The following is a 23,524-nucleotide window of genomic DNA, read 5'->3' as shown; positions in this document are numbered from 1 at the left end:
TCGAGCGTCGTGTGTCGCGGAGCTACTGCGTCAAAGAGAGAATCCGGAATCCCGTTCGCCCCGCGAGCGTGAACGGCTTCCCCCACTCACCGAAGATCTGGCGCGCCGCGGCGGCGGCGGCGGCCTGCTGATAGCGTGGATCGCTGCTGATGCGGCCGACGTACGCCACGGCCGGGAAATAGCGCGCGTCGGCGCCGGGCGGGCTGGACATCACCGCCGCGGCGTGGCCGACCAGCCACTCGCGGACGGCCGCGTCTCCCGTGTGCGCGTGCACGTACGCGAGGGCGTCGGCCAGGGTGCCGACGCCGAAGTCGCCGCCGCTGGTGGGCGGATAGGCCGCCATGGCGCGACGGGCGTACTCCAGCGCCGCATCGCGGTACGCCGCCTGACCGGTCGCGTCGGCGGCGGCCAGCAGGGCGATCGGCGGCCAGCCCCACTGGCGCGGCGTCGTCGCCGCGCCGTTGTCGGGAACGTTGCGCGCCAGGTAGTCGGCGATCCCGTTCGCCGCCTCGAGGGCGCGGTCGTCGCCGGTGAGATAGAAGTACGAGAGCAGCCCTTCGGTCCAGGTGTAGCCGGGATCGGGAACGCCGGGCGCGAAGGTGAAATGGCGGCTCGCCCGCGGGTGGTTCATGCCGGCGCAACGGCAGGGCGGGGCGGCGGAATGGACGATGTCGACGTCCATGAAGTGACGGGCGGCGGCGGTCATCGCGGTGTGAAAGGCGGCGTCGCCGGTGGCCGCGTAGGCCAGCGCCAGGACCTGCGTCAGGTCGTACTCGAGATTGCCCCAGGTGTCGCAGCCGTTGACCACGTCGTGGTAGCCGGGGAAGTTCCAATCGCCCCAGTTGAACATGCCGTAGAAGCCCTGGCGCCGCCGTTCGGGATCCGCCCCGGTACAGCGCGGATTGCCGCTGTCGTCCCACGGCTCGCGGTCGGCGTGCAGCCGATAGCGCTCGAACCCGGCGCGCACCTCGTCGAGGAAGCCCGCCGTCGCCGGCGCCGGCGCCAGGCTGTTGGGCAACGCCGCCGTCGACGCGACCGCATCCGGGCCGAGGACGGGAACCAGCGGCTCGGCCAGCGCCGCGAGCTGCTCGGCGGCCGGCGCCGCGGCGCCGTGGAAGTACACGACCCACTCGTGCGTCTTGGCGGCGCCCATCCCGACCGCGGCGGGATCGGCTTCCGGCGCCCACAGATTGTAGCGGAGCTGGGCGCGACTCAGGTGGAAGCTCTGCGGATACTGCTGCCAGAGAAAGCGCGCCGCGATGGCGACGCCGTGGGTGCCGTCGCCCACATCGATCCAGCCGGCGGAGCGTCCCGGCTCGACCGTGCCGTCGCGGCGCAGAGTCAGGTTGTCCTCCTGGTAGATGCTGACCGGCGCGTCGGCGAGGGCGCCGGACAGCGGCGCGTCCCGCTCGCGTCCGGCGCGGTAGCCGGCCGGCGCGGCGGCGCGCAGCGGCACCTCCATCGCGATCTGTCCGACGCGCGTCAGCGGCGCCGCGCCGCGGTGCTCGAAGGTGTGGAGGACGCGAACGAACGGCTGGCCGGCGAAGGCATCGACGCGGATCACGTACCCGACATCCGCGCCATAGGTGCCGCGCATCTCGACCCGGGCCCGCAGCGGGCCGCGTTCGAGCACGCGCACCTGGGTCGGCACGCCGGCGTCGTGGCGCGTTCCCTCGATCTCCATCGCCATGGTGATCGGGCCGGCGAGCGCGTCGCGACCGCCCAGGCGGACGGCGTCGAGCGCCGCCGGGCGCGTGGTGGGGATCGCGAACTGCAGCGGTCCGGAGTCGACGACGACCGCGTCGGGCGTTTCCTCGACCCGCAGCGGGCGCGGCGCGGCGACCGGCGCGCCGCGGGTGATGCGATACCGTCGCTGCTCGCCGCCGGCGAGCTCGATCTGCGAATCGAGCAGCGCCCAGCGGATGCTGCCGTCCGGCCAGCGGCTGAGGACGCGCGCCTGCACGGGCGGCGCGGCGCGGCGTCCGGCCGCGGCCTCGAGGCGCAGGTCGTCGACCGCCGACCGGGCGCCGCGCGGGAAGGGGATGCCGGTCGTCAGCGGCCAGGTCTGCCGGCCGGCGCCGACCGGCGCGGTCACGTCCAGGGTGAGATCCGTCGCGCCGGCTGGACTGGTGGCGAGTGCGGTGGCGGCGGCGATCACGCACATCAGGAGGGCGACTGTCCGGCGGCGGCGCGGCGGGGGCGTTCGCGGATCGCGGGAGGCTCGGGTCGCCGGTGGGAACACGCGCGGAGAAGAGTGTGGCGGGAAAGGCGCCGCCGCGGCCAGGGCGGGTTCACTGGCCGCGGCGGGTGGAACGGTCCTCGGCTCTCGGCGCAATTCGCCTCAGGGCGTCGGAGACTGGCACATCAGGCGCAGCGTCGAGATCTTCTTCTGCCCGTTGAGATCGAGCGAGCGGACCTTGAGCGAGAACGCCTTCTTCTTGGTGGTCTTGGTGTCCGTGCCGGCCAGCACGTCGATCAGCACCGTGCCGCTGCACAGGTTGCGCTGGCTCGCCAACACCGGAAGGGTGTTGGTGTACCACGCGGCCGGATTGGCGGGATCGAGGAGCTGCTGGATCCCGGCGGTCAGCTTCGCCACCCCGGCGGCGGCGAGCGCGAGCTGCTCGGCCGGCAGGGTGCGCTTCGGCGCATCGAAGGCGACGGAGCCGACGCCGTTGAGCACGCAGGCCGGGACGTTGGCGTCCTGGTTGTTCAGGCAGGCGGCCACCGCGATGCGGCAGCGGCCGGGCGTCGGATCGAGATCGCAGGCGGGATCCTGATCGGTGCAGGTCTGGATCCAGCTCGGCAGGCCGAAGCGATCGCTGGAGCCGGTGGCGTTGGCCACCGCGAACTCGAGCTGGCAGGCCCGCGAATCGTGGGCCGGGTTCTTGCGGGCGGCGCGGACCAGGCTGCCGCTGGCGGCGAACTGGCAATCGTCGCCGGGCCGCGACGGGCAGGTGTCGCCGGAGATCTGGTTGCCGTCGTCGCAGGTCTCCCCGGCATCGAGAATGCCGTTGCCGCAGCAGGCCTGCTCGGTGACCGGCGCGCCGTCGGCGCAGACGCCGGCGCTGCAGGCGTTCAGGCAGGCGTTCGGGTTGGTGCCGACGCAGAGGGTGCCGTCGGGGACGTGCACGTCGTCCGAGCAGGCGACCTCCGTGCCGTCGCAGTAGTCGGCGACGTCGCAGTCGCCGCTCTGCGGCCGGCAGAGGAACGACGCCGGCTGCACGGCGTCCGCCGGACACGCGGTGCTGCTGCCGGTGCAGGTCTCGGCGACGTCGCAGGGGCCGGCCGCCTCGCGGCAGGTGACGCCGGCATTCTGCAGGGCATCGGCGGGGCAGGCGGTGTTGCTGCCGTCGCAGAATTCGGCCACGTCGCAGACGTCGGCGGCGTCGCGGCAGAGCTCACCGCTGGCTTTGACCAGCGCCTGGCAGGCCTTGCCCGTGCCATCGCACGCATCGTCGGCGTCGCAGGCATCGGCCGCCGGCGAGCCGCACGAGGTGCCCGCCTCCGCGACTTCGTCGTTGCACACCTTGCTGTTGCCGTCGCAGACGTCGGTCACGTCGCATTCGTCGGTGCTCTGCCGACACTCGGCGCCGGCGGGCCGGACGTGATCGACGCAGGCCTTGCCCGTGCCGTCGCAGGTGTCGTCGGCGTCGCAGAGATCGGTGGCGGCGCGACAGAGGAATCCGTTCGGCCGCACGTTGTCCTGACCGCAGCTCTGGCTGAGGCCCGAGCACACGTCGTCGACGTCGCACAGGTCGGTGGCCTGACGGCACACCGTGCCGGCGGGCAGGAAGGCGTTCGCCGGACACGTGGTCGACGCCCCGGTGCAGACCTCCACCGCGTCGCAGCTCGCGGCGGCGGCGCGGCAGACCGCGCCGGCGTTGCCGGCGGGGTGGGTGCAGGCCGCCTGGGTGCCGTTGCACTGATCGGCGGTGCACGGGTTGGTGTCGTTGTTCACCGCGCACTCACTGCCCGCCGGCAGGAAGGTGTCGGGCGGGCAGAGGTTGCTGACGCCGTCGCAGGTCTCGGCGACGGGGTCGCAGGCGCCCGCCTCGCCGGCCGGGATGGCGCGGCAGACGAAGCCGTCGGGGCGCAGCGCATCCGCCGGACAGGTGTCCGACGAGCCGGTGCAGGTCTCGGCGACGTCGCAGACGCCGTTCTGCGGCCGGCAGACGCCCGCCGAGCTGCGGAACTTGCAGTTGCGCGTGCAGCAGGAGGTCGTCGAGCCGTTGCCGCTGAGGCCGAGATCGCACTCCTCGCCGGGATCGATGACGCCGTTGCCGCAGTCGAGATCGGCCTTGTAGGTCACGAGCCCGGCCGCGTATGGGCGGACGGTCGTGGTCGTGGTGGTGAAGCCGGCGCTGTAGTCGCCGATGGTGTTGACCACCCGGTATTCCTGGATGTTGGTCACCGTCGGGGCGGTGGTGCTGGCGCTGACCCGCCCGGCCGACGCGTAGCCGGCGCCGGGGGTGAAGTTGTCGCTCGTCGGACCCGAGACGCCGAAGGCGCCGATCAGGAGCTGGTCGGCCTGGGTGGTCGTCGGCGCGGTTCCGGTGGTGGCCGGCGTCGCGTTGTTCTCGCTGCCGATGTTGGTCGCGGTCTGGTCGACCGTCGGGCTGGCGGCCAGACCGGAGTACTCCGCCGCCACCATGTTGCGGCGGTTGGTCGACGGGTGGGTGACGGTGATGGTGTTGCCGCTGACCAGGGGCAGCACCTTGTGCGAGGACAGCACGACGATGCGGGCGTTGGCGGGATTGGTGACGTCCGAATCGACCGCATAGACGTTGCCGGCCGAGTCCGTGGCGCTGACGTCGCCCGGGGCTCCCAGGGCGTTCGACGGCAGACCCATCGTGATGATGACGCTGCCGCCGCTGGAGACGCCGGCCGCCGGAACCGTGACCGCCGTGGTGGTCGCGGCCGTCGTGCTGGTGGAGGTGCCGATGGTCTGGATGAACTTGATGCACGGGCTGCCGGTGTCGGCGGGGTGCTGACAGGCCGGGCTCGAGCCGTTGCAGATGTCGATCGTGCAGGACGTGCCGTCGTCGGTGCAGGGCGTATCGGCCGCGACCAGGACGTCGGTGGGGCAGGTGTTGCTCAGGCCGTCGCAGGTTTCGGCGATGTCGCACTCGCCGGCGGCGGCGCGGCAGACGAAGCCGTTCGGGCGCAGCGCGTCGGCCGGGCAGGCGCCGCTCGAGCCGGTGCAGACCTCGGCCGGATCGCAGCCGCCGGTCGATGCCCGACAGGTCTGGCCGCTGGCGCGGAAGCGGCAGTTGGCATTGCAGCAGCTCGTGCCGCTGCCGTTGTCCGGACCGTCGTCGCAGTCCTCGCCGGGATCGACGTTGCCGTCGCCGCAGGTCGCGTCGGGCGCGAGGGTCGCCAGATTGGCGGCCCACTGGCGGGTCGTGGTGGTGGTCGCGGTGGCCTCGTATGCGTCGGCGTCGGCGACGAGCTCGTAGGCGAGCAGGTTGGTCGCCGCCGGGACGGCGGTGCCGGCGCTCACGCGCGTGATCTGCGTGAACCCGGCGCCGGGCGCGAGGTTGTCGCCGGCGATGCCGTTGATGCCGATGGCGGCGATCAGCAGCTCGTTGGCGGTCGACGTGGTCGCCGGACCCGATGCGGGCGCGGTGTCGTTGCCGATGGCGCTGGCCGACTGGTCGGTGGCGTCGACGCCCCAGAACTCGGCGGCGGCGATCGTCCGCCGGTTGACCGACGGCGTGGTCACCGTGATGGTGTTGCCGCTCACCAGCCGGTTGACGTTGAGCGCCGCCAGGACGACGGTGCGCACGTTGGTGCCGTTGGTCGCGTCCGAGATGACCGTGTAGCTGTTGAGGGCGGTGTCCGCCGCGCTCACCGTCCCGGCCAGAGACACCGCCGTGGAGTTGGTGAAGGTGGCCGAGACGATGATCGCCGCGCCGGCGTCGACGCCGGCCGCCGGCACCGTGATCGACTGCGTGGTCGCCGCGGTGGTCGACGTCGCCGTGCCGATCGACTTGATGAAGGTGATGTCCGCCGCGGCGGCGGAGGCGGTGAGCGGAACCAGGATCAGCGCCGCCGCCAGCAGCCGCAGGCGCTGGGTGAATCCAGCGCCGCGGCCCACGGGTGCTGCGTCACGGCCCAGCAGGCGGTGCGCGGTGGAGAGCCCTGCGAGCTCCCTTCTCTGTGAGGTCGAGATGTGCATGCTCCGAATCCCCCCTAAAGCGGTCCTGCGCACGTCCTATTGGCAGACGAGACGGACTTCGACGTTGGCGTCGTTGATGGTCGCGGCGGTGTCCGGGAAGGGGATGACGACCCCCACCTTCATGTTCGAGACGTTGCCGCCGGGCGCGAAGATGGTGGAACACGGCACCGTCGCGCCGGTGAAGGTGCGGCTGAAGTTGCTGCCGGCCGAGTTGTTGCGATCGAAGAGCGTGCCCACCGACTGACCGGTGGTCATGCGTCCGGTCACCGACAGGTCGCCGGCGCCCGAATCGTACGGCGTATCGTTCGGCGGGCAGGGGTTCGGCGAGCACGACGTCTGCGCGGTGCTGATGCGGGCGATCAGGTTCTGCGTCAGGGTCATGCCGTTGGCCGGCGACGTGCCGTTGTACGAGAGGTGGACGGCGCTGTTGCAGACGCCGGCGTGATAGATGGACTGACTCGGATCCTCGATCGAGGCGCGGCTGATGAGGCCGTCGGGCGAGAGGTACGTCTCCTCGCAATCGGGGTCCTGTGGGAACCCGAGCGCGTTCTGGTTGGTGTTGTGGTCCATCTGCGTCGCCGAGTTGTACCCGGCCTGGTTGCCGCCGTTGCAGTCGATGGCGCCGAAGCCGTCGCCGGCGTCGATGTCCGGACGGAGACAGACCGTGCCGGCGGTGATGGTGATGAGCACCGTCGCCTGCACCAGGGCGCAACTGAACTGCATCTGGTCCTTGGGAATGCGGATCTGGCTGACCCCGTTGTCGTCGGGCGGGAAGAATTCCCAGTCCTGGTAGCCGCTGATGCTGGCGTTCGCGGTCACGTTGCCGGCCACGGTGAGGCCGGTGTTGTTGGTGCCGGTGCGGAAGTTACAGCGGCGGGTGATCGGCGCCGGCGTCTCGGTGGGAATCGCGGTGGCGGTCGGCGTGAAGGTCGGCGTGCGGGTGAACGTCGGCACGCCCGGCGCCAGTGTTTCCGTGGGCGTGATGGTCGGCGTCGCCGTGGAGGTCACCGTGCGGGTCGGCGTGTCGGTCCGGGTGCTGGTCGGCGTCGGCGACTCGTTCTCGAGCCCTTCCAACTGGCAGCCCTGGTCGCAGCCGTCGCCGTTGACGCGGTTGCCGTCGTCGCACTGCTCGTGGTCGGCCTGGACGACGCCGTCGCCACAGGTGCTCGGCAGGCAGACGAAGAGGAGCGAGTCCTTGTCGGTGGCGCCGCTCGCGGTCGTCACCTTCGAGATGATGCGCTTGGCCTTCTTGCGGTACCCCGAGCCGCTCTGAGCGAGCGGCACCTGCACCTCGACCGGGGCGCCACAGGCGCTCACGGTGGCGTTGGCCGAGCCGGCGAACACCGCGTCCTTGCGCCGGGTGACGCTGACCCCGAAGCCGTCCGCGCCGAAGCGCGCTTCGAGCGCCGCGCGATTGGACTCGTCGGCGGCGTCGTGCGGCGTCTTGAGGAAGGAGAACGAGGCGATCGCCGACGGCGTGCACGACCCGAACCGCGGGTCGGCGTTGTTGATGCACGGGACGACCGGCAGCGTGCAGCTATGGTTGCCGAGATCCGGATCGCTGTCGCAACGGCGATCACCCTCGTAGCAGGAGACGCGATTCTTCGGCACGCCGTCCTTGCCCTTCGGATTGATCGGCGCCGTCGGCGGCGTGAAGATCCACTCGAGATGGCAATCGGTGGACGGTGACCCGGCGCCCGGGGCGCACGGATTCTCCCAGGCAGCGGTCGTGCAGCTCGCCTGCGCGCCCGCTGGCAGCACGGCAGCGAGTGCGAAGACTGTCATCGCACACGCGTGCACCACCGCACGTGTGATCGCGTTGCTCATCCCGGTATCCCCCCTTCGGCGTGACAACCGCTCTTCGGCGGCTGTCCCACGCCCATCAACTGCGGAGCCGTGAGCCGGCCCATCCAGCCGCAGCACGGACGCCCGTCTGCGACGATCTGAAATCCCCCACGTACGACATCGAATCGAGGATCTGTGTACCGTGGCGGCTTGGACTCAGTGAATCCGCCGGTGGGTTGATTCTATCTACGTCCAGGGGTGTAGGTCGGCCTACGCCGGCAGGCCTGGATCACTGTTTCGCGGACGGGAGCGGTCGTGTCGTCGCCGGCGCATGGCGGCGATCGGCTGGCCGGGAACGCCGCGCCGCGGAAGGGCATCGGGCGCGATACGGGCGCGCCCGGGGTGGGGTGCTACGCGAGCCTGCTCTCGTGCGTGCCGACGATGCCGGTCTTGACCGCGTAGAGCGCCAGCTCGACGCGGTCGTGCAGGTCGAGCTTCGAGAAGATGTTGTGAAGATGGGTCTTCACGGTGCGCTCGCTGATGAACAGCCGCTGCGCGATCTCCGCGTTGCGCAGGCCGAGGCCCACCTGACGGACGATCTCGTGCTCGCGCGACGTGAGGACGGAGCGGGGGCCACTGCGCAGGGTGGTCGCCATCGCCGCCTGCACGTGCGGGGGCATCCACACGCCGCCGGTGGTCGCCGCTGCGATCGCCTGGATCAGGTGTTCCACCGCGAACCGCTTGAGGACGATCGCCGCCGCGCCGGCGGAGACAGCGGCCACGGACTCGTCGACGCTCTCGCTGGCGGTGACGACGACGACCTTCGCCTGCCTGGCGAACGCCGGGATGCGGTCGATCGCGATGCGATCCATTTTCAGATCGAGCAGGATGACGTCGCACCGCGTCTCGGCGAGCAGCGCGTCGAGCGCGTCGAGCCCGTCCGCCTCGCCGACGATGGCGATGTTCGGCTGGGTGCGCAGGAGCGAACGCAATCCCTGCCGGAAGAGGGCGTGGTCGTCGGCGATGACGACGCGAATTGTCTGCTGCGGCATGGGGATCTAGGTGCGCGGCAACGAGATGTGGAGGTGGGCGCCGGGGCCGCCCTCGCTTTGGATGCGCAGCGCGCCGCCGAGCTCGCGCACCCGCGAGGCAATCGACCAGGGGAGCTGGGCGGTGTCCGCGAAGCCGCGGCCGTCGTCGTCGATGGTGATCCGCAGCCCGTCGTCGGCGCCGGCGACGACGATGCGGGCGGAGTCGGCCGCCGAGTGCCGCCGGATGTTGGTCAGCCCCTCGCGCACGATGTGCAGCACGTGCTCGATCAGCGCCGCCGAGCCGTCGACGGTCAGGCGCAGCGAGAAGCGGGTGTCCGGCGCGGCATCGTCGCAGTGCGCCGGCGCGTCCTCCGCCGCCAGGGAGCGGAGGTAGGTCCGCACGTCGTCGTGTTCGCGGTTGATGCCACGCTGCAACTCCGCGAGCTCGCTCTCGACGGCGCGATGCTCCCCGGCGCGCAGCAGCGCCCGGCACCCTTCGAGCTGCAGGTTCGCGGCGCCGAGCACCTGGAGATAGCCGTCGTGCAGGTCGCGGGCGATGCGCGCCCGCTGTTCGGCGCCGTCGCGCAGCCGCATCTCCGACTCGAGCCGAGCTCGCTGCTGGCCGAGATAGCCGACCAGATACGCGACGATCAGCAGATACAGCGCCCGGCCGACGGAGATCGGAAGATTGTCCGGCGCGAGGGCGGCGACCAGCACCAGCCACACCAGAATGCTGGCGCCGGCGACCGCCATCGCGCGCCGCAATCCGGCGAGCAGGCCGGCTTCCACGATCGCGAAGGTGAAGAACGGGCCGAAGACGACGATCTTGCCCTCGGTGGCGAAGGCGAACACGCCGGCGAACAGCACGTCGATCCAGGTCGCGACCGCGCTCACCTGCGCCCGCCGCGACGAGCCGCGCGACAGCAGGTACACGACGCTGCTGTACACGCAGTGCGCGACCGCGGGGGCGAAGAGGTCCGGGTCCATCGGCGATGGCACGTATCCCCAGAAGTTCAGCACCGGCTGCAGCGGGTCGATGAGCACCGCCACCAGCACGCACAGTGAACCGATCAGGCGGCAGCGGGCGATTTTCTCATTCAATACCGTAGCGCTCATTCCAGCAGGCCCCCCGTCGCCGGCAGCCGATCTGCCATGCGGCGACCGCATCGCTCTCATTTCTGGCAACGGGGCAGAGCTGATTCAAGCAGTTGTTCGATCTCGGATTGTTGGCGCCGAACTCGCCTAACATGGCGAAGCACAACGCATCTGGCGTGGGCGAGCCAGCCCGGGCGGGGCGGTCGTGGGATCGCTCCCCCGGGGGGGCGAGCGGGGGCGCGGCGGCGCTACTGCAGGCTGGCGAGGAAGGTGCGCGCGCTGGCCAGGTCGTCCTGCGGTCCGTCGCGCTCGAGCACGCCGAGGGCGGCCAGCGCGTGCGTCCGCGCCTCCTCGCGCTGCCCGTTCTCCTGCAGGACGTTGGCGAGGATCAGGCGCACCCGCCCGTCGAGCGGATCGAGGGCCACGGCCCGTCGCAGCAGGCGCTCTGCTTCCTGGCGGTCGCCGCCCAGCCAGCGCGGCAGCTCGGCGAGCATCTGCCCCTTGGCCGCCAGCGCGCCGGGGTAGTCGGGGGCGAGGGAGAGCGCGGTGTCGAGCTCGCCGCGCGCCCGGCTGAAATCGCCGAAGGCGGTGAGCAGGCCCCAGCCGCCGCGGTGGCGCAGGCGCTTGCCGAGGTTGCAGAAGATCGCCAGGTGGGCGGCGGCGTCGCGCGGGTCGGCGTGGACGGCCGCCTCGGCGCGTTCGAGGCCGAAGGCCAGCAGGGCCGCCTGCTGGTCGGACGGCACCGCGTCGGCGCGCTGACAGATGGCGAGGGCTTCGCGCGCCTCGGGGCCGGCGGTGACGGGGTCGGCGCCGCGCGCCGCCGGCGCGCAGAGGAGCAGCGCGGCGAGGACACCTCGTCGCACCGTCGCTTCCACGCACGCGCCTGACAGCATGAGCGGCCTCGATCGTCCGACCGGCCGCCCGCTGCGGCCGGCAACTCGTCTGGGATTGGGCGCATTAGACTACAGCCCGCCGCCGCATTGCCAGCGCAACTTTCCTCATTCGCGTCCGGGCGTCGCGCGAGCCGGCGGACGCGCTGCCCAATCGGCGCCCGTCCTGATACCAGGCCTGCATGCGCGCCATCGTCTTCCACGGCCCCCACGACGTCCGCGTCGACAGCGTCCCCGACCCCTCGCTCGACGACGAGCGGAGCGCCATCGTCCGGGTGACGCGGGCCTCGATCTGCGGCTCCGATCTGCACCCGTACCACGGCGTCATGCCGATGCTGCCGGGCGTGGTCGTCGGCCACGAATGCGTCGGCGTCGTCGAGGACGTCGGCCGCGGCGTGCGCCGCTTCGCCCGCGGCGATCGCGTCATCGTGCCCGGGGTGATCGGCTGCGGCGACTGCGACTGCTGCCGCCGCGGCTACGTCGTCGGCTGCCTGCGGACGGTGAACAAGGTGTACGGCTTCTCCCCCGATCTGCCGGGCGGGCAGGCGGAGGCGATCCGCGTGCCGCACGCCGACGCCAACCTCTTCCCCAGCCCGCCGCAGCTCGCGGACGAGCAGGTGCTGTTCCTCACCGACATCCTGCCGACCGGCTACTACGCGGCCGAGAACGCCAACATCCGGGCCGGACAGACGGTGGCGGTGGTCGGCTGCGGTCCGGTCGGGCTCTTCGCCATCATGAGCGCCCAGCTCTTCGGGCCGGCGCGCATCGTCGCCATCGATCGCGTCGGCTACCGCCTGGAACAGGCGCGCCTGCTCGGCGCCGTGCCGGTCGACGCGTCGCGGGAGGACCCGCGCGATGCGCTGCTGCAGGCGACCAACGGGGTGGGCGCCGATGCGGTCATCGAAGCCGTCGGCGCCGCCGAGACCGTCCGCCTCGCCTTCGACCTGGTGCGCATCGGCGGCGTGCTCTCGGTCGTCGGCGTGCTGCTCGACGCCGAGTTCCCGTTCCCGATGGGGACGGCGTTCATCAAGGATCTCACCTTCCGCATCGGCCTCGTCGACGTGCCGCGCTTCGTGCCGATGCTGCTGCCGCTGATCGAGAGCGGCCGCCTCGATCCGACCAGCCTGATCAGCCACCACCTGCCGCTCGCCGAGGGGCGGCACGCCTACGAGCTGTTCGACCAGCGCCGCGACGGCTGTCTCAAGGTGGCGCTGACGCCGTAGCGATCGTCGTCGCCGCGGCGCGGCCTCGCCCGCCGCCCCGGGGCGGGCCTCGGTGGCCATCCGCGTCCATCTGTGGTTTTGGGCTCGCCGACATGACCCTCTACGCCTCGCTCACCGGCGCCATCGACAAGGGGCCGTCGGGACCGCGCATCGGCGCCTTCTTCGACCTCGACCGGACCCTCATCGCCGGCTTCTCGGCCGGCGCGTTCGTCCGCGAGCTGGTGCGGCTCGGCAAGATCGATGCGGCGGCGATGGCGCAGGGCATCGCCGCGGCGGCCCGCTTCCAACTCGGCGGCATCGGCTTCTCGGGATTCGTCGCCGACACCGTCGGTCTGCTCGCGGGCATGCCGGAGCAGGAGCTGGTGGAGATGGGCGAGCGCCTGTTCGCCGAGGGGCTGGCGACCGCGATCTACCCCGAATCGCGCGCCCTGGTGCAGGCGCACCAGCGCAAGGGACACCGGGTCGCGGTGGTGTCGTCGGCGCTGCCCTATCAGGTGAATCCGATCGCCCGCGAGCTCGGCATCGCGCACGTGATGTGCACCCGCCTGGCGCTCGACGCCGCCGGCGCCATCACCGGCGAGGTGGTGCACCCGTCCTGCTACGGGGTCGGCAAGGCGAGCGCGGCGCGCGCCTTCGCCGCCGCGCACGGCATCGAGCTGTCGCGCAGCTTCTTCTACACCGACAGCGACGAGGACCTGCCGCTGCTCGACATCGTCGGCCGGCCGCGGCCGATCAACCCCAACCGCGGGCTCGCCGCCATCGCCGCCAAGCGCGGCTGGCCGGTGCGCCGTTTCACCAGTCGCGGCACGCCGCCGCCGCAGGAGGTGGTGCGCACGGCGCTGGCGGCGGCGAGCGCGCTGCCGTCGTTCCTGCTCAGCCTGCCGGCGGCGCTGCTCACCGGCGACTGGCAGCAGGGCCTCAACCTGGCGCTCAGCACCTGGGGCGAGCTCGGCACCGCGATCGCCGGCGTCGACCTGCAGGTGCGCGGCGAGCAGTACCTGTGGTCGGACCGCCCGGCGGTCTTCATCTTCAACCACCAGAGCGCGGTCGAGACCCTGCTGCTCTGCAAGCTGCTGCGCCGCGATTTCGTCGGCATCGCCAAGCAGGAGATCCGGCGCTCGCTGCTCGGGCCGCTCTTCGCCGCCGGCGGCACCATCTTCGTCGACCGCTTCCACCACGCCGAGGCCGTGCACGCGCTCGAGCCGGCGATCGACGCCCTGCGCCGCGGCGTCTCGATCGTCATCGCCCCGGAGGGGACGCGCAGCCCGACGCCGCGCCTCGGTCCGTTCAAGAAGGGCGCCTTCCACCTCGCCATGGCCGCCCGCCGGCCGCTGGTGCCGATCGTCTTCCGGAACAGCCTCGACGTGCTGCCCAAGCACGGCGCCATCCTGCGCCCGGCGACGGTCGAGGTGGTGGTGCACAAGCCGATCCCCACCACGCACTGGCGCCGCCGCAGCCTCGATCGGCACATCGCCGAGGTGCGGGCCCTGTTCGAGCAGACGCTGGCGGCGCGCGGCTGACCGCCGCTGCCTTGTGGCCTCGGCGCCCGCGTCGCATACTCCGCGGGACGCGGCATCGGGCCGCGCACATCGAGGAGGGAGCATGAACGGCAAGGTGTTCGGAGCATTGGTGGCGGGCGCGATCCTGGCGCTGGGCGGCGCCGCGCGCGCCGCCGACGAGGGCGATGCCAAGGCGTGCTATCGCAAGTCCTGCGGCGAGAGCATCAAGGGGCACGCCGGCATGTGCGCCGGCAGCAAGGTGCCGGAGCTCAAGAGCGAGAAGGACTGCACCGACGCCGGCGGCGCCTGGGTCACCGCCGACGAGGCCGCGAAGCTGAAGCACTGATCGCTGCGCCGCCGCCGGGGGCAGCCCCGGCGGCGGCCCGGCGTTCGCCATGTCCTTCGGACTCGGTTTCCGGCCGCGCTACTTCGGCGATCTCGTCGACCAGCGCCCGCCGGTCGACTGGCTGGAGCTGGTCTCCGAGAACTTCATGGGCATCGGCGGCCGCACCCGGCAGATGCTGCGCCGGCTGCGCGCCGACTATCCGCTGGTCCTGCACGGCGTCAGCCTGTCGATCGCCGGCCAGGAGCCGCTCGATGCGGACCACCTGGCGCGCCTGCGCGCCCTCGCCGACGAGATCGAGCCGCGCTTCGTCAGCGACCACCTGAGCTGGACCTCGTGGCGCGGGCGCGAGTCGCACGACCTGCTGCCGGTCGCCTACACCTCCGCGGTCCTCGGCCACGTCGCCCGCCGCGTCGATCAGGCGCAGGAGGCGCTCGGCCGGCGCCTGTATCTCGAGAACCCGACCGTCTACGTCGCCTTCGCCGGCAACGAGATGAGCGAAGCCGAGCTCCTCGCCGCGCTCTGCCGGCAGAGCGGCTGCGGCGTCCTGCTCGACGTCAACAACCTGGTGGTGAACGCCGCCAATCTCGGCTGGGATCCCGAGCCGTACCTCTCCCTGCTGGCGCCGGACGACGTCGCCTACGTTCACGTCGCCGGGCACGCGGTGCTGCCGGACGTGCGCATCGACACCCACGACGCGCCGGTGTCGGACCCGGTGTGGGCGCTGTACCAACGCGCCGTCGCCCGCTTCCCGGGCGCCGGCACGATCCTCGAGCGCGACGACGCGCTGCCCGATTTCGCCGACCTGCTGCGCGAGCTGGAGCGTGCGCGGGCGCTGCGCGCGGCGGTCATCCCTGCGGCGGGCGCGCTTCCGGCGGCGCCTGTCGCCTCTCGGCGCGGACCGTTCCTCGAGCGGACGCCGCCGGAGCGGCGTCCGCCGACGCGGCGCCTCGTCGAGTCGGCCAGGGGCGACGCGGCGGAATCGCCGCGCTGGGCGGAGGCGCAGCGCCAGCTCTTCGCCGAGATCGTCGATCACGGCGCCGCCGCGCGCGCCGCCGCGCTGCTGGCGCCGACCGCGCCGGTTGCCGCCGCCCGCGGCCTCGCCGTCTACCGCGACGCCTACGCGGTTCGCCTCTGCCGCGGCCTGCGGCAGAACTTTCCCACCCTGCGCCACGTCCTCGGCGAGGCCGAGCTGGCGGCGCTGATCGCCGCCTACGTCGCCGCCCATCCGCCGCGCGGCTACGAGTTCGCGCGCGTCGGCGCGCGGCTCGCGGCATTCATTCCGACGCACCGCTTCGGCAGCGCGCTGGCGGTCGCGCCGTCGGTGCTCGCCGACATCGCCGCCGTCGAGCAGGCCGACCTCGAGGTCGCCGACGCGCCCGACGACGGCCCGCCCCTCGCCGCCGCGGCGCTGGCGGAGATTCCGCCGGACGCATGGCCGAGGCTGCGCGTCCGCACCCTGGCCGCGCTGCGCATCGTCCACTGCGCCGCGGACGTGCTACCGGCCATCGAAGCCGTTGCCGCTGGCCGCTCGCCGGCGCCCCCCGAGATGGGCGCCGTCGACTATCTGATCTGCCGCCCGGCTTTGGACGTGCAGCGCCTGCGCCTGCCCGCCGCCGAGGCCGCCGTCATGCGCCGTCTGCTCGACGGCGCGGCGATCGAGGGCGCCTGCGACGGCGACCTCGGCGCCGGCGCCAGCGCGGTGGCGCGTCTGACGGCGCTGGGGATGGTGCGCGCGCTGGAGTGAGCGACGCCTGCCGTCCTCCTCACGCGTGTTCGCCGAGGTTCACCCAGACGCTCTTGATCTGCGTGTACAGCTCGAGCGCGGCCTTGCCCATCTCGCGGCCGAAGCCGCTCTGCTTGTAGCCGCCAAAGGGCGAGGCGGCGTCGAACATGTTGTAGCAATTGATCCACACCGTGCCGGCCTTCAGCGCCGCCGCCATGCGGTGCGCCTTCTGCACGTCCTTCGTCCACACCGCGGCGGCGAGGCCGTAGGCGGTGTCGTTGCCGGCGGCGCGCACCTCCTCGGGATCCTTGAAGGGCACGGCGCAGACCACCGGGCCGAAGATCTCCTCGCGCACCACCTTCATGTCGGGGCGGACGTCGCTGAACACCGTCGGGGCGACGAAGTAGCCCTTGTCGAAGCGCGCCGGGCGGCCGCCGCCGGCGCGCACCGTGGCGCCCTCCTGCCTGCCGTGCTCGAGGTAGCCGGTGACGCGCTCGAACTGCTCGCTCGAGACCAGCGGCCCCATCTCCGTCGCCGGGTCCATGCCGGGGCCGAGCTTCACCTTCTCGGAATACTCGATCAGCTTCGGCATGACCGTGTCGTAGGCCTTCTGTTCGATGAACAGGCGCGACCCGGCGCAGCAACACTGGCCGTGGTTGAAATAGATCGCGTTGGCGGCGCCGACCGCGGCGGCATCGAGGTCGGCGTCGGCGAAGATGATGTTCGGCGACTTGCCGCCGAGCTCGAGCGAGACGCGCTTCAGATTGCCGGTGGCGGCGCGCATGACGATGCGGCCGACCTCGGTGGAGCCGGTGAAGGCGACCTTGTCGACGTCCGGGTGCTCGGCCAGCGCCGCGCCGGCCGTCTCGCCGTAGCCGGTGACGATGTTCACCACGCCGGGCGGGAAGCCCGCCTCGTCGAGCAGCTCGCCGAGGCGCAGGGCCGACAGCGGCGTCTGCTCGGCGGGCTTCAGCACCACCGTGTTGCCGCAGGCCAGCGCGACGCCCAGCTTCCACGCCGCCATGAGCAGCGGGAAGTTCCAGGGGATGATCTGGCCGACGACGCCCACCGGCTCGCGCAGCGTGTAGTTGAGCACGTGCAGGCCGGGCGTCGACACCGGGATCGTCTCGCCCTCGACCTTGGTGGCCCAGCCGGCGAAGTAGCGGAAGTGGTCGACGACCAGCGGGACGTCGGCGACGCGGGCGACGCTGATCGGCTTGCCGTTGTCGAGCGTCTCGAGCTGCGCGAACTCCTCGCCGCGCGCTTCGATGAGGTCGGCGAGCTTCCACAGGGCGCGGCCGCGTTCCGACGCCGTCATGCGCCGCCACGGGCCGCTCTCGAACGCCCGGCGCGCCGCGCGCACCGCGCGGTCGATGTCCTCTCTGTCGCCCGCCGGGACCTCGGCGAGCGGCTCCTCGGTCGCGGGGTCGACGGTGGTGAAGGTCCGGCCCGACGCCGCCTCCACCCACGCGCCGTCGATCAGCATCTTGCGCGTCCGGCCGCCGATGAACGCCGCGACGTCGCGATGGAGCGGAATGGCCGACTGTGCTGCTGCCTGCGCCATGGAACGAACCTCCCCTTGTGGATGCGTCGGCTTGTAGTGCCGCCGATTTCGCCGAGTCAACGCCGAGGTGGGATGAGGCGGCGGACGGCGGATGACGCGCGCGGTCACGCCACCCTCGCCGCGGTGTCAGTGCGCGCCGGGCGGGACGCGGAGCGGGCGTGCGGGATGCATCAGGCGAGCCTCGACGACGGCGGGCGACGACCGCGCGGCAAGGTGCCAAGCGCCCGGCGTCGGGCCCGGGGCGTCAGGACGAGACCGCGACCGATCGCCCGCCTCAGCGATGGCGCGCCGCCAGCCGCGCGCTCCGGCCGCCTTCGTTCCGCCCGCTGGAGCGGACCGTCCGCTGGATGTGACGAAACCATTTCACCACGGAGGCACGGAGACACGGAGTCACCTGGACAAGAGAGGGTTCGGGGGCGAGATCCCCAACGCCATCAGCAATGGCCATAGGGATCGCGCCCACCCGCCATTCCCACGCTGCACCCTCCGTGGCTCCGTGCCTCCGTGGTGAAGGTGTCTTGTCGTATCGAGGTTAGCCGCTCGCGCGCCGGTAGTGCATCGCCACCGCACCGCTACGGAGCGGCTTCGCCGAGACCAGCTCGAGCCGTCGCGTCCTGGGCAGCCCGCTCTGGTACAGGGTCGGGCCGTGGCCGGAGATTCTGGGGTGGACGAGGAACCTGTACTCATCGATCAGATCCAGCCGGTCGAGCGCGGTCGCGAGCTGGCCGCTACCGAGGAGCACGCCGGCCGGGGTCGCGTCCTTCAGTTTCTGCACGCCCGTGCGAAGGTCGCCGGCGACGTGGTGGCTATTGGTCCACGGGAAGTTCTTTCGCGTCGACGACACCACGTACTTCGGCTTGGCCTCAAGCTTGACCGCCCACTCGCGGATCGCTGGCGGCGCCTCCACGTCGCCACCGGCGACCGCCGGCCAGAAGCTTTCCATCATCTCGTAGGTGACGCGGCCCCACAGCATCGCCCCGCCCTCGTCCATCAGGCCGGTAAAGAAGGCGTGGGTCTCTTCGTCGGCGATCCCCTCCTCATGGTCGACACAGCCGTCCAAGGTGACGTTGATGCTGAAGGTCAAGAGTCCCATGCGGCAAGTCTCCGGCTAACGCCTGGGCGATGAGCCGCGGGCCGCGGGACGCGGGCCCGCGTCGGCTGCAGTTAGGTTTGTCCGTATCATTCGCGGTAGCCGCGCGCTGAAGCCGGCGGGCTGGGCGGCCACTGGCTGAGCACTGCGGCACGCAAGGCGTCGGCAGCCAGGTTGACGTTTCGGGTGCGTCCCGCATGGAACGCACCCGTCGGGATCAAGAGAGTGGGCAACCACCCGTACATCACGCACGTAGTTCGCTTGGGGTCGATCGTGACGGATGCACCGACCCGCCAGGATGGACATCAAACGCGAGATCATGGCGGCAATCCACAGCGGGAATCACGCCCGCAGAGAGCATCATCGCCACGGGGGTCGACGGGAATAGGTCCTTTCACTGTAGTGGGGCGGCGGCCGACTCGCAGGCGCAGCCGCCCGAATGACACGGCGCGGCAGCCGACGCGGACCGCGGAGCCGCGCGGTCGAGCGCTGCTGTCAGGCGACGTGCTGCATCTTGTTCGCGAAGTCACGTCCAGAGGTCGGTGCCGGGAGAGGCTTTCCTTCGCTCTTATAGAGGGCAATGGCGTCGTCCACGATCTCGCAGAGCTGGTCGAACACCTGTCGTTCGTCGGCGCCGTGGCACCCTCCGAGGATCAGGCCTGGCGAGCTCCCCACGTAGCACTGGTCCTCTTCTGACCATTCCACGATCTTCACGTAGCGCGCGCTCTCCTTCATCTGCTCGACTCCTCGATCGCGAGCTTCACAGCCCGGACCTGATACTGCTTGGCATCATCGCCCAGGTTGCCCGAAAGAACCACTGGCTTGCTCACCCTCGGATGGACGAAGTTCCGATGGCTGCCTTTGCCGCCGCGGTTGCTGAAGCCTGCATGCTCGAGGTTGGCGATGAGCTCTCGAATCTTCGGCGGCACCGATTCGGCCTCTCCTCAGCCCAACGCGGAGTGAGCCGCCGGTTCAGTCCGGCGGACGCTGTGGGCTCGCGGGTCATCGCGCGAGGGCTCGTGGGGCGGTGGTAGATGGGATCCGACCGGTCTTCAAGGGGCTCGCCGGTCGAGGTCAGGCGGTACCGCGGGTCGCCATGCCGCCGGTCTAGTCCAGGCGTTGCTGGGGGAGGTCGTCGACGCGGCTGGCGGTGAGGGCGGCGCGGCCGGGGCCGTCGAAGACGGGGACGAGATGCAGGCGCTCGAGGGGGCGGGGGCTGGCGACGGCGATGCGGATGGTGTCGCCGCCGCTGACGCGATGGCGGACGGCGGCGCCGACGGGGGGCGAGAGCCGCACGGCGCGCAACCGCAGCGACGGGTCGGCGCGCAGGGAGAGCTCGACGGCGGAGAAGCCGCCGCCGGCGACCTGGATGGGGAGGCGGAGCTGGCCGCGGGCGCGGCGTGGGCGGGAGGCGGTGACGGTGAACGGAGCGGCGGCGCGCGCCCGCAGCGCCGCGCCCGCGAGCCAGTTGCCGGTGCAGTCGCCGAGGGCGGCGGCGCGGAAGCGCTGCGCGGCGGCGGCGCCGGCCAGCGGCTGATGGACGATGGCGCCGCGCTGGCACTGGCCGCCGGCGAAGGACGGTGCGACGAGGGTGGGCGGCGGCCCGCCGGCGACGTCGGGGAAGAAGAGCCAGTCCGAGCCGCAGAGGGTGGCGGCGGGGAAGGGGTCGGAGCCGCCGACGGCCCATTGCAGGATGCGCGTCGCGTCGAGGGTGCTGAGGCTGCCGTTGCCGGTGACGTCGCAGGCCAGGCGCTGTTCGGCGTCCATGCTGCGCTGGCCGGCGAGGTACTGCAGGATCCAGGCGGCGTCGAGAGCGGTGACGGCGCCGCTCAGGCCGCCGCCGCGGCGGGGCGAGAGGGTCAGCGGCGCGCCGAGCGGGGCGGTGAGCGAGTACGCGCCGTCGGCGCCGCTGCTGGCGCCGGCGATGATGACGGCGTCCACCGGGCGATCGCCGCGGTAGTAGCGCACGTCGCCGCCGACCGCGACCGTCGGCGCCGGCGTCGGCGTGATGGTCGCGGTGGGCGTGATCGTGCGCGTGGCGGTGACGGTGCGGGTGCGGGTGACGGTCGGCGTCGGCGGCAGCGCGGTCGCGGTGGGCGTCGCGGTCGGCGTGCCGGCGGCGCCCGGCACCGAGAAGTGGCGGGCGACGCGGCTGACGTTGCCCTGCACGTCGGCGACGCTGACGGTCAGCGTGCCGTCGGCGAGGGAACTGATCGATGGGCTCAACGCGATGGCGCGGATGCCCTGGCCGGCGCTCGTCGCGAGATCGGCGAGCTGGGCGCCGGCGGCGCGGCCGTTCACGGGGAAGGTCGCCCGCACCGACAGGGTCGACCAGTCGACGCCGGTGTGGGCGTCGGCGGCGCCGAGGCGCAGCAGCGTCAGTGGGGCGGGGTTGGCGCCGGGCCGCGGCAGGCTGACGTCCAGGCTCGGGCGCAGGTCGTCGAGGAACCAGCCGTAGGCGCTCTGGTCCCAGTCGATCGGGCAGCCGAGGTCGATCCAGCGCGCGAACAGCATCTTCTCGTCCTCGCTCAACGGCGCCGCGCCGCTGCCCGGCGGCGGCATCATCAGGCCGGTGAAATCGAGGTCGGCGGCGTTGACGTCGGCGCCGGCGGGCAGGGTCGCCCGGTTGCCGGGCACCGCTTCGGTCGGGTGGTCGGCGTTGCGCCAGCCGTCGAGGCGCTGGCCGTACAGCTTCCACATCAGCAGGCTGCGCCGGCTCTGGAACATGCGCACGTAGCGGCTGGCGTTGCTCTGCCGCCAGGCCGGCCCGCCGACGTCGACCAGCGGCGGATAGCCCCAGCGCGCCCGCCGGTCGTCGGCGAGGCGGACGTAATCGCCGGGCAGACCGCCGACGCTGGCGTAGTCGTCGAGCACCAAGGCGCCCGGCGGGCTCGTCGCGCTGCGCGTGTGGCAGGGCACGCAACTGCGCTGCAGCAGCGGGCGGATGTCGCGCAGGAACTCGACCGTGATCAGCGGCGCGTTCACCGTGCGCAGGCTGGGGTTGCCCTGCGCATCCTTGCTCAGCAGCGGCGTCGTCGCGCCCAGGTCGGCGACCGGATACCCGGGCTGCGCCGCCGCCGTGGTGGCGAAGTCGAGCGGCAACTGGCTGTGGGCGTGGCAGCCGCCGCAGTCGGTCCGCACCTCGCCCGGCCGCACCTGGTGCCAGGTCTGGGCGGCGTTGAGCACCATGCCGTTGCGGTCGAGGGTCTGGAAGGTGAACGGCGAATCGGCCGGCACCTTGACGAGAAAGCTGGTGTCGGGGTTGCCCTCGCCGTCGAGCAGCGGCGCGCCGCCGGCGGCGAGCTTGCGCAGCGGGATCTCGCCCAGGATGCGCAGCTTCTCGCCGGCGTGCGAGGAGAAGCGCGAGCCGCCGCTGGGGCCGCCGTTGGGGCCGTAGCTGCGGTGCGTGTTCGGCTCCATGCCGACGATGCGGATCGCCCAGATGTCGCCGTTGTCGTATCTGCCGGCGTCGGCCCCCTGCCACTCCCAGTTGCTGCTCTGGCCGTTCTCGGCGGTGTTGAAGGCGTCGAGGCCATCGAAGGTGTCGGACCACGAGGGCACGAAGCCGGGGAAGCTCTCGCGCTTGTAGACGCTGCTGCTGCCGACCAGCCCGTACGGCGTGCCGGCCGGCAGCTCGGGGCGCAGGGCGCCGTCGTTGGGCAGCCACGGGATGGCGGCCGGCTCGGCGACGCCGTGCACCGCGGAGTACGGCACCACCGCGCGCGGCCAGGCTTCGTTGTAGTTGGGATCGTTCTTGATCGGCACCAACTGGCTCGGGTTGGTGACCGTGGCGGCGTTCGGGATCAGGTAGAGGCCGGCATCGTAGTAGGGGAGGGCGGTCGGCCGGTTGAGGTCGTTGCACGGGCCCGGCGACCAGACCACCAGCAGGTCGTTGTCGGGCGCGCCGCTCGGCTGGGTGAATTTGCCGACCCGCTTGCCGTTGCCGCCGATCGGCGCCGCCTCGTCCTCGCCGTGCGTGAACGGCGTCATGTTGAACAGGCCGCGCGGCGTGAAGGCCATGCGGAACGGGTACGGGAAGCCGCCGCCGACGGTCTGCGCGATCGCCGGGTTCTGCGCCGGGAAGGCGGAATGGAAGCGCGGCGTGCCGGGGGGCGGCTGCACCGGCAGGCGGAGCAGGGTGCCGAAGCCGTTGTTGTTGAGATTGTAGTAGTCGACCACCACCAGATCGGTGTTGGAGAGCTGGGTCATGAAGTGGAAGGCCTGGCCGCTGAGGAAGGCGCTGACCACCGGATCCCAGTGCCGGCCGTCGGGCCAGATCGACCAGATCCCCCACATGCGTTCGTCGCGCAGGCCCTGCGATTCGAGCGAGCTGAAGAGCAGGCGGCCGTCGACCAGCGGCGTCGGGTGCAGCGCGCTGCCGATGTTCATCGGCGCGATCTGGGTGACGTTGCCGCCGTCGGCGTCCATGACGAAGAGCTGCATGGTCGGCGTGGTGAGGCCGCGCGGCGGCACGAAGCCGTTGCGGTTGCTGGTGAAGGCGACGCGGCCGCCGGCGACCGGCGCCGGGCCGAGGTTGAGGATGCCGTACCCGAGGCGATCGTACTGGCTCGGCGGGTTGACGGGGTTCGATTCGTCGAACCGCCCGGCCCCGGTGTTGGGGGTGACCTCCTGGAAGGTGAGCTGCTCGATGGCGCGCGTCTGCAGGTTGATGCGGAAGATGTCGGCGCCGTTCCAGGGCAGATCGCGCTGCGCGTTGTAGCCCTGCGGCCGGGCATCGTAGAAGTAGCTGTAGTAGACCCACCGCGCGTCGAACGAGACGAACGGATCGGTGACCGCGCCGACGCCGCCGGCGACCAGCACCTCCTCGCGACCGTCCGGGTGCAGCAACATCAGGTCGGCGCCGGGATCGATCCTCGCCGGGTGCGCCACCTCCGGCCAGGTGGTGTTGGTGGCGTCGCCGAAGCGCGGCTGGCGCACGTAGACGATGTCGTACGACACCGCCCGCGCCGCCGGCGGCGCCAGCAGCACGGCGGCCAGCAGCGCACTCGATATGTCACGCCACCAACGCATGAAGTTCGCACCTTCAAGCCGAGCAACGCCGGTGCCACGGGCAGAGGGCCGCGGGGTGGCGAGCGACGG

15 protein-coding genes are annotated in these 23,524 nt (G+C 72.0%); 4 read left to right on the top strand and 11 right to left on the bottom strand.

The features are described from left to right. Window positions 1-22: 22 nt before the first annotated feature. The 6 genes from KF840_20855 to KF840_20830 all read right to left on the bottom strand — a co-directional run bounded on the left by KF840_20855 (window position 23) and on the right by KF840_20830 (window position 10,952). Window positions 23-2,164 (bottom strand): hypothetical protein, encoded by a 2,142-nt coding sequence (locus KF840_20855; protein MBX3027356.1) that lies wholly within the window; start codon window positions 2,162-2,164, stop codon window positions 23-25. 177 nt (window positions 2,165-2,341) lie between these two features. Continuing rightward, window positions 2,342-6,097, bottom strand: coding sequence for a hypothetical protein (locus KF840_20850; protein ID MBX3027355.1), 3,756 nt, complete (start codon window positions 6,095-6,097; stop codon window positions 2,342-2,344). A gap of 117 nt (window positions 6,098-6,214) precedes the next feature. Beyond that, window positions 6,215-7,963: a DUF4215 domain-containing protein gene (locus KF840_20845; protein ID MBX3027354.1), complete on the bottom strand. Its 1,749-nt coding sequence runs from the start codon at window positions 7,961-7,963 to the stop codon at window positions 6,215-6,217. Window positions 7,964-8,373: 410 nt separating this feature from the next. Next, window positions 8,374-9,015, bottom strand: a complete 642-nt coding sequence (locus KF840_20840; GenBank protein MBX3027353.1) for a response regulator transcription factor — start codon at window positions 9,013-9,015, stop codon at window positions 8,374-8,376. Between the two features lie 6 nt (window positions 9,016-9,021). Further along, on the bottom strand, window positions 9,022-10,095 hold the full coding sequence (locus KF840_20835) for a hypothetical protein (GenBank protein MBX3027352.1): 1,074 nt from the start codon (window positions 10,093-10,095) through the stop codon (window positions 9,022-9,024). A 242-nt stretch (window positions 10,096-10,337) separates the two neighbouring features. Then, window positions 10,338-10,952: a hypothetical protein gene (locus KF840_20830; GenBank protein MBX3027351.1), complete on the bottom strand. Its 615-nt coding sequence runs from the start codon at window positions 10,950-10,952 to the stop codon at window positions 10,338-10,340. 209 nt (window positions 10,953-11,161) lie between these two features. On the opposite strand from KF840_20830, the gene KF840_20825 reads away from it, so the two are divergent. The 4 genes from KF840_20825 to KF840_20810 all read left to right on the top strand — a co-directional run bounded on the left by KF840_20825 (window position 11,162) and on the right by KF840_20810 (window position 15,791). Beyond that, the gene (locus KF840_20825) at window positions 11,162-12,202 is read left to right on the top strand and encodes an alcohol dehydrogenase catalytic domain-containing protein (protein MBX3027350.1); all 1,041 of its coding nucleotides are present in this window, start codon (window positions 11,162-11,164) and stop codon (window positions 12,200-12,202) included. Window positions 12,203-12,294: 92 nt separating this feature from the next. Beyond that, a complete protein-coding gene (locus KF840_20820) occupies window positions 12,295-13,722 on the top strand; it encodes an HAD-IB family hydrolase (protein ID MBX3027349.1) in 1,428 nt (475 codons plus the stop codon). A gap of 82 nt (window positions 13,723-13,804) precedes the next feature. Then, complete coding sequence (locus KF840_20815) at window positions 13,805-14,047, top strand: hypothetical protein (protein MBX3027348.1); 243 nt, start codon at window positions 13,805-13,807, stop codon at window positions 14,045-14,047. A 49-nt stretch (window positions 14,048-14,096) separates the two neighbouring features. After that, a complete protein-coding gene (locus KF840_20810) occupies window positions 14,097-15,791 on the top strand; it encodes a DUF692 family protein (GenBank protein MBX3027347.1) in 1,695 nt (564 codons plus the stop codon). A 19-nt stretch (window positions 15,792-15,810) separates the two neighbouring features. On the opposite strand, the gene KF840_20805 is transcribed toward KF840_20810, so the two are convergent. The 5 genes from KF840_20805 to KF840_20785 form a co-directional block, all read right to left on the bottom strand. After that, window positions 15,811-17,334, bottom strand: a complete 1,524-nt coding sequence (locus tag KF840_20805) for an aldehyde dehydrogenase family protein (protein MBX3027346.1) — start codon at window positions 17,332-17,334, stop codon at window positions 15,811-15,813. A 532-nt stretch (window positions 17,335-17,866) separates the two neighbouring features. Beyond that, on the bottom strand, window positions 17,867-18,427 hold the full coding sequence (locus KF840_20800; protein MBX3027345.1) for a dihydrofolate reductase family protein: 561 nt from the start codon (window positions 18,425-18,427) through the stop codon (window positions 17,867-17,869). 492 nt (window positions 18,428-18,919) lie between these two features. After that, window positions 18,920-19,159, bottom strand: a complete 240-nt coding sequence (locus KF840_20795; protein MBX3027344.1) for a hypothetical protein — start codon at window positions 19,157-19,159, stop codon at window positions 18,920-18,922. Then, complete coding sequence (locus KF840_20790) at window positions 19,156-19,353, bottom strand: type II toxin-antitoxin system HicA family toxin (GenBank protein MBX3027343.1); 198 nt, start codon at window positions 19,351-19,353, stop codon at window positions 19,156-19,158. Before KF840_20790 ends, KF840_20795 begins: the two co-directional genes overlap by 4 nt. Before the next feature lie 178 nt (window positions 19,354-19,531). Further along, window positions 19,532-23,455 carry a hypothetical protein gene (locus KF840_20785; protein MBX3027342.1) on the bottom strand — a complete coding sequence of 1,308 codons (3,924 nt, stop codon included), beginning with the start codon at window positions 23,453-23,455 and terminating at the stop codon, window positions 19,532-19,534. Between the last annotated feature and the right edge of the window lie 69 nt (window positions 23,456-23,524).

This window comes from bacterium (genome assembly GCA_019637795.1).
In the GTDB taxonomy this organism is placed as follows: Bacteria; Desulfobacterota; Binatia; order HRBIN30; family CADEER01; genus JAHBUY01.
Note: the sequence above shows the minus strand (reverse complement) of the source record. Positions and strands in the feature narration are given on the sequence as shown.